Annotated in this window: 10 protein-coding genes; 9 read left to right on the top strand and 1 reads right to left on the bottom strand. The window is 48.0% G+C overall.

Features of this window, described 5'->3' with window-relative positions; genetic code table 11:
- The first annotated feature begins 18 nt into the window (after positions 1 to 18).
- Positions 19 to 1,449 (top strand): NAD-dependent succinate-semialdehyde dehydrogenase, encoded by a 1,431-nt coding sequence (locus TW84_RS19100; RefSeq protein WP_045977220.1) that lies wholly within the window; start codon positions 19 to 21, stop codon positions 1,447 to 1,449.
- 47 nt (positions 1,450 to 1,496) lie between these two features.
- Here the strand turns inward: TW84_RS19100 and TW84_RS19105 are convergent, their stop codons facing one another.
- Positions 1,497 to 1,745 carry a hypothetical protein gene (locus TW84_RS19105; RefSeq protein WP_045977231.1) on the bottom strand — a complete coding sequence of 83 codons (249 nt, stop codon included), beginning with the start codon at positions 1,743 to 1,745 and terminating at the stop codon, positions 1,497 to 1,499.
- A gap of 231 nt (positions 1,746 to 1,976) precedes the next feature.
- Here TW84_RS19105 and TW84_RS19110 point away from each other — a divergent pair, with 231 nt between their 5' ends.
- From TW84_RS19110 to TW84_RS19145, 8 genes are all read left to right on the top strand, one after another.
- Positions 1,977 to 2,609: a hypothetical protein gene (locus TW84_RS19110; protein WP_045977221.1), complete on the top strand. Its 633-nt coding sequence runs from the start codon at positions 1,977 to 1,979 to the stop codon at positions 2,607 to 2,609.
- Between the two features lie 9 nt (positions 2,610 to 2,618).
- Positions 2,619 to 3,302, top strand: a complete 684-nt coding sequence (locus tag TW84_RS19115) for an ABC transporter ATP-binding protein (protein WP_045977222.1) — start codon at positions 2,619 to 2,621, stop codon at positions 3,300 to 3,302.
- Entirely contained in the window at positions 3,290 to 4,549 is a 1,260-nt protein-coding gene (locus TW84_RS19120) for an ABC transporter permease (RefSeq protein WP_045977223.1), read from the top strand. Before TW84_RS19115 ends, TW84_RS19120 begins: the two co-directional genes overlap by 13 nt.
- The gene (locus TW84_RS19125) at positions 4,542 to 5,291 is read left to right on the top strand and encodes an outer membrane lipoprotein-sorting protein (RefSeq protein ID WP_045977224.1); all 750 of its coding nucleotides are present in this window, start codon (positions 4,542 to 4,544) and stop codon (positions 5,289 to 5,291) included. Before TW84_RS19120 ends, TW84_RS19125 begins: the two co-directional genes overlap by 8 nt.
- 34 nt (positions 5,292 to 5,325) lie before the next feature.
- Positions 5,326 to 6,558, top strand: coding sequence for a hypothetical protein (locus TW84_RS19130; protein WP_045977232.1), 1,233 nt, complete (start codon positions 5,326 to 5,328; stop codon positions 6,556 to 6,558).
- Positions 6,558 to 7,616, top strand: a complete 1,059-nt coding sequence (locus tag TW84_RS19135; RefSeq protein WP_038158428.1) for a sensor histidine kinase — start codon at positions 6,558 to 6,560, stop codon at positions 7,614 to 7,616. The genes TW84_RS19130 and TW84_RS19135 overlap by 1 nt, the downstream gene beginning before the upstream one ends.
- Positions 7,606 to 8,391, top strand: a complete 786-nt coding sequence (locus tag TW84_RS19140; protein WP_045977225.1) for a LytR/AlgR family response regulator transcription factor — start codon at positions 7,606 to 7,608, stop codon at positions 8,389 to 8,391. The genes TW84_RS19135 and TW84_RS19140 overlap by 11 nt, the downstream gene beginning before the upstream one ends.
- Positions 8,392 to 8,567: 176 nt before the next feature.
- Entirely contained in the window at positions 8,568 to 9,194 is a 627-nt protein-coding gene (locus TW84_RS19145) for a LysE family translocator (protein ID WP_045977226.1), read from the top strand.
- Positions 9,195 to 9,221 lie beyond the last annotated feature (27 nt).

Here is a 9,221-nt window from a genome sequence, read left to right on the forward strand (position 1 = left end):
AAGAACAAGGTAATCACAATGCAGCAAATAGATAATCAGAGTTTAGTGTCTTTTATGGTGTCGGATCAGGACAGAAGTGTTGCGGTTTATAACCCCGCGACACAAGAGCTGCTGGGTTACGCTCCGATTTCCACTCAGGAGGAAATCGAACAGGGAATTGTTCGGGCTCATAATGCTCAGAAAGAGTGGGCCAAGCTGACTGGTAAACAGCGAGCTGTCATCCTCCAAGGTTGGTTTCGACTACTGGTTGAAAACCAAGATGACCTCAGTCGTTTGATGACCCTAGAACAAGGTAAGCCACTAGCGGAAGCGAAAGGTGAGGTGCTCTATGGTGCGAGCTTTGTTGAGTGGTTCGCTGAAGAAGCAAAACGCACTTATGGTGAAACCATTCCGGCTCCAACGCCTGATAAGCGTATGGTGACTATTAAGCAGCCAGTCGGTGTCGCGAGTGCGATTACGCCGTGGAACTTTCCGATAGCGATGATTACTCGCAAAGCCGCTCCCGCGCTTGCTGCAGGTTGTAGCTTTGTGGTGAAACCGGCTGAACTGACGCCGCTGTCTGCGTTTGCGGTTGTGGAACTTGCCTATCAGGCGGGTATTCCTCGCGATGTATTGCAAGTGGTTCTAGGTGAGAGTGCGCCAGAAGTTGGGGCGCTGTTTACCTCTCACCCACTGATTCGCAAGCTTTCTTTTACGGGGTCAACTCGCGTCGGCAGTCTCTTGATGCAGCAGAGTGCCCACGATATTAAACGCACTTCAATGGAGTTGGGCGGTAACGCCCCGTTCATCGTATTTGACGACGCGGACATAGAGGCTGCTGTTACCGGAGCCGTCGCTTCTAAATTCCGTAATGCAGGGCAGACGTGCGTGTGTGCTAATCGCTTCTATGTTCATCACAATGTATACGACGAATTTGTGGCTAAATTTGATGAAGCGGTAAAACAGCTCAAACTTGGGAACGGCTTGGAAGAAGGCGTCAATATTGGGCCTGTGATTAGCCAAGTCGCCAAAGAGGGTATTGAGTGTTTAATTCAAGGGGCGATTGAGCAAGGGGCGCAGCCTGTTTCACCCATAGTGCCTCAAGCTGGACAGTTTATTGCTCCGGTTATCCTAAAGAACGTGACTCAAGAAATGGATATTGTCTCCAAAGAGATTTTTGGCCCTGTGGCACCAGTCTTGGCGTTCGAGAGCGATGAAGAGTTGATTGAGATGGCCAATGACACCATCTATGGTCTGGCCGCTTACTTCTTTAGTGATAACATTCGTCGTATCTGGAAGGTGGCTGAAGAACTTGAATACGGAATGGTTGGGATTAATGATGGGATTATCTCATCAGAAGTCGCGCCTTTTGGTGGCGTTAAACAATCCGGTATTGGCCGCGAAGGAGCCAAACAGGGGATCGATGAGTATATGGATATGAAATACCTGTGCTTTGGTGGCCTGAGTTAACCTTGCCTCAGCACCTGAATGAAAAAAGCCCGCAATTGCGGGCTTTTTTAATGGCTTTTCTTCGGTCCGTTGCGGACTAAATCCTGACCTGTTTTGAAGATTTCGTCGGTCACCCAGCGAGCTAGCAGCAGTTGATGATTATCATCCAGTACTGCCACAAAGTGGCGACCATCAGCATTGTTTGTCGCAAGTGCGATACCCGCAACGCCTTCTAAACCAAAACTGCCGCTTTCTACAGCGAGGAGAAAAGCTTCAAGCTCTTCCAGATTATCAATGACGCGATCATCGCTAAACATAATTTCTTCTCTCTCGTCACATTGAATTTCAATGCGATAAATAATCATGGTGCTACTTTAACGATCATAGCCGTTGATTTCCAGATAAGCTGCAAAGGCTGAACAAAATCTCACCATTCACGCTCCATTTTTACCATTCACGTCTTCTAACCACCATTCGTCGCATACCCAAGCAGCCTTGCCCATCGCTGATTAACCTTTGAACATCAGCTAAGAAGAAGGAACGACAAAATGAAATTGACGCATCAATTAGGTCTGTGTTTACTGGTTAGCGCTCAAGCGGTCGCGGCGCCAAGTGACAAGTTAATAGAGCAATATAATCAAGCCGCTCAAGGCGATGAAGATAAGGTTGAATCCGTTTATCAGCAGTTGCAAGGTCAGATCGAAAGACAAGGCGGTGATGCTCTGACATTGGTCTATCTAGGTAGCACACAAACCTTGAAGGGACGCGATGCTTTTCTTCCTTGGAACAAGATGAAATACGTCGAGCAAGGGCTCGGTACGATTGCTAAAGGGTTGGATATGCTATCGGATGGTACAACCCCTGTTCCGTTGCAAGAGATTCGTCAGGGGCTGCCAGAGTCTCAATTGGCAAGAGCGGTTGCGGCGACGACTTATACGTCACTACCCGACATGTTTAATCATTTCGAACGCGGTTATGAACTGTATTCGGGGCTTCTCTCTGAACAGGCTTTTACGTCTCAATCCTTTGATGCGATTGCCTGGGTTTACATCTACGCCATTCAGGCCGCCATTCGCGCAGAAGACAGCTTACAGGCACAAAAATGGGCACAGGAAATGTCAACGCTCAATGCCCAACATCCGATGACGTTACAAGCGATAGCGATGGCCAATAACGCCTAAGGAGAGAGCATGTTGCAGTTTCAAAATCTAGCCAAGCAGTACCAACTCGGTCAGCAGCGAGTGGAGGCACTCAGCAAAGTCACTGGCGAAATCAGTAATGGTGAAATGGTCGCTCTTTGTGGCCCATCAGGCTCTGGCAAAAGCACACTACTGAATATTCTTGGTTTGCTTGATAGTGAGTATGAAGGTCAGGTTACGTTCGATGGTTCGGCATACCCGAAAGAGCCACAACAATCAGCGCAATTGAGGCGGACCAGCATGGGCTTTGTATTCCAGCGCTTTAACTTGGTTCCCGTAATGAATGCATGGGAAAACGTGGCGTACCCATTAATGTTGAACGGATACTCTGCCAAACAGCAGCAACGGCTCGCCATGGAAATGCTTGGCAAAGTGGGGTTGGGAGAGTTTGCTCACCATCGACCTGATCATCTCTCGGGTGGTCAACAACAGCGCGTCGCCATTGCACGGGCGCTGGTTCATCAACCCAAGCTAGTTATTGCCGATGAGCCAACCGCCAGTCTGGATAGTCACACCGCGCAGCGTGTGATTGAACTGATGAAAACCCTTGGTCATGAGCTCGGGACAACCTTCATTGTCGCCACTCATGACCAAAGAATGGCGAATCAATGTGACCGCACACTCTCGTTGGTGGATGGCAGAATAAGCGAGGAGGCGATGAAATGGGCCAGTTAGTCCCTCAATCAGTGCGCATAGCGTATCTGAATTTGCTGCGAAATCGTCGTCGCAATGTGTTGTCCGCTCTTATTATCACGATTGCCGTTTTTGCTTTGACGTCAGCGGGTGGGTTTGGGCTTTACACCTATGAATCACTCCAAGAATCAACGGCGCGGGATACGGGCCATCTGACAATCAGCCTTCCCGGATTTTTCGAGAAAGATGAAGACATGCCATTGGCGAATGGTCTGGAAGACAGCGCTGCGATCTACAAACAACTGATATCGAATCCGGATATACGAGGCATTCAGCCTAGGATTGAGTTCACAGGGCTGGTCTCAAATGGTAATAAATCGACCATTTTTGTCGGTACTGGCGTGAATGAACGTGAGTTCGATATGAAGGGGCCGTTTCTCGACGTGCGTCAGGGTAAAACCTTGTCTGATATTCGCTCTTCGCGATTTCAACCCTCGGAGCCTGAGGTGATGCTTGGCGTCGATTTGGCACGTAATCTCAACGTATCAATTGGTGACTGGATCACCGTGCTTGCAACGACGAGCGACGGCGCGCTAAATGCACTCGATTTTAAAGTTCATGGTATCTATTCAACGGGTGTACCGGACTTCGATAAGCGCCAGCTATACCTGCATATTGAATCGGTACAGGAACTATTGGTGAGTGACAAAGTGAGTACTTTGTCGGTTTTCCTTTACGGAACACAAAACACGTTGAAGCTTCAGAGTTGGGTGGAAGAACAACTCGCTTCTTTGCCACACCGCCAAGCACTGGAAGTCACGCCGTGGCAGCAAAGAGCCTTTTTCTACACCAAAGTGAAAGACTTATACGATCGAATCTTCGGCATTATGGGGGCGGTGATGTCGCTGGTGGTGTTCGTTGCTCTGTTTAACACCATGACAATGTCGGTGACGGAAAGAACGCGTGAAATCGGAACCTTGTCCGCATTAGGCACATATCCTGCGGAAATCGTGGCGGGTTTTGTGCGCGAAGCAGCACTGTTAGCTGGCATCGGCACACTCTTAGGTGGGCTTCTAACAGCCTTCACCAGTATTGCCCTGATGGTGGTGGATGTGCAAATGCCACCACCACCGGGTCGAACCGACGGCTATCCACTCAATATCTATTTTTCACCCGAGCTACTGAGTTACAGCGCATTGGGTGTCATGGCGATTTGCGTTCTCGCTGCGTTTCTTTCCGCCCGAAAGGGTGTCAATAAGCCGATAACGGAGGCGTTGACCTATGTTTAAATCACTTTCTATTGCCATCGGATTGAGTCTGTTGAGTGTTGGCGTGCTTGCTAATGACACGGAAACCATGGTCAAAAATGCAGATGCCTACCGCCTTGATACAGCGTCCGCCAAAGTTGTGTCTCTCGTTACCTTGTATAAAAACGGAGAGCTGGATAAAACACGCCAATACAATGTTTATACACGCCCTGAACGCGAGTCTTTGGTTGTGTTTAAGTCACCGGTTGAAGCGGGGCAAAAGATGCTGATGTTGGGAGACAACTATTGGCTAGTGATGCCTAAAAGTCGTCGCCCGATCCGTATAACACCAATGCAAAAGCTACTCGGTGAAGCCTCCGTTGGCGATGTATCTACTCTCACTTGGAGTCAGGACTACCGAGCGACGCTGACGGCACAGGAAACCTTGACCATCAATGAGCGTGCGGTGTTGGCAAACCAGCTTTCTCTGCAGTCTGTAACCCAAGGGGCGAGTTATGATCGCATCGAATTATGGCTGGAATCGGAGAGCGACTTCCCGATCAAAGCCGATTTGTACTTAAAATCTGGCAAGCTGGCTAAGCAGGCATTGTTTGAACAGGGTGAGCGCGATGGCCAGTCAAGAGTCGTGAGCATGACCTTGATTGACAAGATTCAGCCAGCGAAGAAAACGGTGATTGAATATCGGCAAGTGACGGCTCATCAACTTGAAGATAAATACTATATTCCGGCATTTTTGACGCGTAACGCACTGTCGGAGCTGTAACGTGAGTTACCGTTTGATTTTTGCGTTGGCGGCAATGGTTTCAGGCATTAGCCTTGCTCAGCCACGTTTCAACTGGGACTGGACGGTCAGTGGTAGCCAGAATCAGCACAGAGACTCCGTCTGGTTTGAACCACATACGGCGTCGCACACTGAGCAGCTAGACGCGTTGCTTCGTGTGCAGGCAGAGTGGCAAAATTGGAGCGGCCTGTTAGCAGCAAAGAGTAGTCAACTAGCGTCGAGCGACTCATCCGACTCAGCTGATAATGATCTGATTGTTCAGGAGCTTTTTTGGCAAGGAGTCTGGGAGACAGGCGTACTACCGCTTGATATGACGCTGGGAAAAATCCGCCTCGATTGGGGAGTAGGGTATGGATATCGCCCCTTAGACTTGTTCAAACCTTATCGGCGTAACCCAGTGGGAATTCAGGTAGAGGAGGGGGCAGGTGTCGCAATGGCGTCATACTTTGATCTTTCGGGAGAGTGGAGTTTGCTTTACAGCGATTCCAGCTGGACAAAGCAAGAGTCTAGCGAGCTTGAACAAAGAAATGAGCAACAGGGCATTGGTCTGCGTCGTTACTGGCTGACAGATGAGACGGAATGGCAGGGCATTGCTTACTATGACGATGTAAGACAAGGCTTAATTGGCGGCTCCATGGTGTCTGTTTATGATGCGTCATGGGCATACCACGCTTCTTTTGTGTACCAGAGAGACTACCTAGGGTTTGAGCAGCAAGGCCTCTACTCACCCGTAACTCTTGCTAACAAAAGTAGTGGCTTTCAAGGTTTGGTTGGGCTTAATTGGGCGAGCCAAGCCGGCAATCAAATCATTGTCGAATATTGGTATGACAATCGGGCATGGAGCATAGAAGATTGGCGTCAGGGACTGGAAAGAGCGGCTGCTTTATCAGAAAGTGCCAGCATCGCTGGTCTGTCACATTCGTACGCTCAGGGGCTCAACCATATCAATCTGGTGCAGCATAATGTCATGTTTCATTGGAGTTTGAATCCTACTAGCTGGAGTCAGTGGCAATGGAGTAAAAATGCCTTATGGCTGGAGAATGTAGAGCCAACTTTTGATCTCTTATTATCGCCACAAGACGGCGGTGTCATTGCAACACAGTGGATTCACTACAGTGCTTATGACTCAGGACAGACTTCGGTCGACGTTGAACTTGCAGCCCGTTTTATGACGGGAAGCCATGACTCCGTATATGCAAATCTATCAGATAAGCGTATGATTTTTATAAATCTAAAAGGGAAATTTTGATGACTGACTTTGCTACTCGTTTAACAGACGTATTGAAGAGTTTGGTGTTCACCTCAGTTTTTTGCCTCATCATCGCATTCGCAACACATGCCATCTGGCCGAGCCCGTTTTGGGAGCATATTCTTATCAGTTTCGGCTACGGATACAGCGCAGTATTGAGTTCTCATTTATTGCAGTGGACGAGTGAGCATTGGACTCGGCGTCAGCTGAGCATGTTGTCTATTGGCGCTTCAATGGTGTTTGGTACGACCAATGCCTACTATTGGTTAAGCAAATACGACAAGTTTGCCGACTTCAGCCAGATGAAGCCGGTCATCATTCTTGGGTTTATTTTCTCAGCGGCTTGTTTTCTGTATTTCTATACGCATGAGCAAAAGCTGCAGACTCAAAAGGAGCTGGAACGGGCTCGCCGTATTCAAACGGAGCAGGAGAAAGCACTGCTACTAAGCCAATTGAAACAGCTGCAAAGTCAGATTGAACCTCACTTCTTGTTTAATACACTGGCTAACATTAGCGTATTGATAGATAGCGACGCGACAAGTGCCAAGCGGATGCTGGAGAAACTGACCGAGCTATTACGCGGGACGTTACAACGCAGTCGTCAGTACAATACGACCTTAAAAGGCGAATTGGAGCTGGTGGATGCTTACCTTGCCATTCAAAAAATACGGCTCGGAGAACGCTTGAATTATGAAATCTCCGACCATTGTTTGGGTGACCTCAATATACCGCCTCTGTTGGTTCAACCGCTAGTGGAGAACGCAGTACAACATGGCATTGAACCCAGCTCTGTCGGTGGAAAAATAACAGTAGAGGTTGCTGAAAATCAGGATAGTGTGACCATTTCTGTTATTGACAATGGGATTGGTTTTAGCGATACGCCTAGTCATGCTGGTCAGGGGATTGGGCTGGACAATATTCGTCATCGGCTCACCACTTTGTTTGGTCAACATGCGTCACTGAACCTGAAAGAGAATGCATCGGGTGGTGTGATTGCTCAGTTGTCTGTACAACGTCGCTCATTGGAGAAACTTGAGGAAAACATGGATGCAAACTGATCTTCTTACCGCAGTCATTGCCGACGATGAGCCGTTGCTGCGTCGTCATCTTAATCAGGCGCTTGCTGAGTATTGGCCAGAACTCGATATTGTCGGGCAGGCTGCGAATGGTGAGCAAACCCTTGAAATGATCGAGCAACATCAGCCTCAAGTGGTATTTCTGGATATAAAAATGCCTGGGCTGGATGGTATGTCACTGGCGAAGAAGCTATCTAAGCGTGATTGCCAACCTCATATTGTGTTTGTGACGGCGTATGACGAATACGCTGTCCAAGCTTTTGAAACTAATGCGGTGGATTATCTGCTTAAACCCGTCTCTGATTCTCGTCTTACTCAATGCGTTGAAAAACTGAAAGCGAGGTTATATAGCGCTGAACCCGCGACAGAGCTTGGCACTTTGCTGAATCAGATTCAGCAGCTCAACGCGCCCGCTCAGCCGAAATATTTAAGTTGGATTAGAGCGAGCAAAGGTGAAGAGATCCACCTCATTGCTTTGTCTGAAGTACTCTACTTCAAAGCGGAAGACAAATACGTCTCTCTGTACAAGCGAGAGCAGGGCAACAAAGTCGAGTATGTTCTGCGAACGTCACTTAAGGAACTGCTGGCTCAGCTTGATCCGGAGTTGTTTTGGCAAGTACATCGCTCGAGTGTGGTTAATGTCTCGATGATAGATAAAGTGAAGAAGGACTTTACCGGCAAAATGGTGGCGGTAATGGGTGACGACAGTATTCCCATCAGCAGAGCGATGCAAAGCAAATTTACCAGTATGTGGTAATGGTATTCAAAGCATGGTTTGTCGATCGCATGGTTTGGATTTACACGGATCTGAAAGATACGGTTCCCGAGTATGCCAGTTGGCTGAAATTCTACTGGGTTTGAATACTGCAATGCGATTGTATTTTTATACAATCATGTTACTTTTCAGTAACCCACTATGTATGAGGCACAGCCATGACCGTTGAAAGTGCGATCACCTTTTTTATCGCGATGTTGATTTTTAGCATCACACCCGGACCGGGTGTATTTGCTATTGTTGCTCGTGCTATGGTTTCAGGTGCAAAGCACTGTATTTCTCTCTCTGCTGGAATGGTTGTCAGCGATGTTATCTATCTCCTTTTAGCCTGCTTGGGTTTGGCTGCAATAGCAGAAAACTGGGCAACGCTGTTTGTAGTAATTCGTTACGTCGGTGCGGCTTACCTCATCTATCTCGGCTATAAGATGATCAAAGCACTGCCTCAGGCCAGTGAAGCGATTCAACAAGATCAGACACCAAAAGCTCCGTCTCATATCGCCGGATTTGTGCAGGGCTTTCTGATCTCGGCTTCGAACCCTAAAGTGATCTTATTTTATATTTCATTCCTGCCAACGTTTATGGACTTAACCGTTCTTAATAGTCAGGATATTGCTCTAGCTGCGGTATTAAGCGTTGTTGCTCTAATGACAGGGTTAATGATGACCGCGATCGGCGCAGGGCGACTGGTTAAAGTGTTGAAAACACCAAGTGCTCAACGCAAGCTGAATCAAGGAGCTGGCGGTGTAATGATTGCTGCTGGTACTTACCTCGCAATCAATAAATAGACATATAAAACAACAAGCGCTTAGCAA

The sequence above is a fragment of the Vibrio neptunius genome (assembly GCF_000967495.1).
GTDB lineage: Bacteria > Pseudomonadota > Gammaproteobacteria > Enterobacterales > Vibrionaceae > Vibrio > Vibrio neptunius.

Bases quoted from the DNA above. Each gene is read 5' to 3' on its own strand.
- TW84_RS19100 (WP_045977220.1), top strand. From the start codon at position 19: ATGCAGCAAATAGATAATCAGAGTTTAGTGTCTTTTATGGTGTCGGAT.
- TW84_RS19105 (WP_045977231.1), bottom strand. From the start codon at position 1,745: ATGTTTAGCGATGATCGCGTCATTGATAATCTGGAAGAGCTTGAAGCT.
- TW84_RS19110 (WP_045977221.1), top strand. From the start codon at position 1,977: ATGAAATTGACGCATCAATTAGGTCTGTGTTTACTGGTTAGCGCTCAA.
- TW84_RS19115 (WP_045977222.1), top strand. From the start codon at position 2,619: ATGTTGCAGTTTCAAAATCTAGCCAAGCAGTACCAACTCGGTCAGCAG.
- TW84_RS19120 (WP_045977223.1), top strand. From the start codon at position 3,290: ATGGGCCAGTTAGTCCCTCAATCAGTGCGCATAGCGTATCTGAATTTG.
- TW84_RS19125 (WP_045977224.1), top strand. From the start codon at position 4,542: ATGTTTAAATCACTTTCTATTGCCATCGGATTGAGTCTGTTGAGTGTT.
- TW84_RS19130 (WP_045977232.1), top strand. From the start codon at position 5,326: ATGGTTTCAGGCATTAGCCTTGCTCAGCCACGTTTCAACTGGGACTGG.
- TW84_RS19135 (WP_038158428.1), top strand. From the start codon at position 6,558: ATGACTGACTTTGCTACTCGTTTAACAGACGTATTGAAGAGTTTGGTG.
- TW84_RS19140 (WP_045977225.1), top strand. From the start codon at position 7,606: ATGCAAACTGATCTTCTTACCGCAGTCATTGCCGACGATGAGCCGTTG.
- TW84_RS19145 (WP_045977226.1), top strand. From the start codon at position 8,568: ATGACCGTTGAAAGTGCGATCACCTTTTTTATCGCGATGTTGATTTTT.